Below are 460 nucleotides of genomic sequence, written 5' to 3'. Positions count from 1 at the left end.
TGCTGACGGACCGAAGTGTCGCGATCACTGGAGCTGCGCGCCACATACGAGATGTCGCGGGACCCGTCGTCGCTGATTAGGGCCGTCGTCCCCGGCCTGCCGCCCGAACCGTTGACGCCGTAGTGGACCTGGCCGGGCGAGTTGTACACAGGCGCCTGGCGATCGCCGTAGATCGCCTTCATCAGCGTTGACTTGCCCGAGCCCGATTCCCCGGCAATGCCGACGATGCGACCCTCGGGAATGGTGAGGCTGACCCCATCCACCGCATCGATGACGCGGCTGCCAATGCGTTAGCTGATCTTGAGGTCGTTGAGGCGGATCATGAGACACCCCGCTTGCTGGCAAAGGCCTGGTTGAAGCCTATCGAGGTGAGGAAAAGCCCGAGGAACAGCGTCACCGTGGCGACGATCGGCGCTACGAGCCACACATATTGGCCGGTAAAGAGCGCATTGTAGTTGAG

1 protein-coding gene is annotated in these 460 nt (G+C 62.6%); it reads right to left on the bottom strand.

Annotated features, from left to right (window positions below; all coding sequences use genetic code 11):
* Window positions 1-263, bottom strand: a 263-nt coding sequence (locus VW35_RS22115; protein WP_046141759.1) for an ATP-binding cassette domain-containing protein, incomplete at its 3' end; no start/stop codon positions are given.
* Window positions 264-460: the final 197 nt, after the last annotated feature.

Source organism: Devosia soli (genome assembly GCF_000970455.1).
In the GTDB taxonomy this organism is placed as follows: Bacteria; Pseudomonadota; Alphaproteobacteria; order Rhizobiales; family Devosiaceae; genus Devosia; species Devosia soli.
The sequence above is the reverse complement of the archived record's forward strand: the minus strand, read 5'-3'. Positions and strand labels throughout refer to the sequence as shown.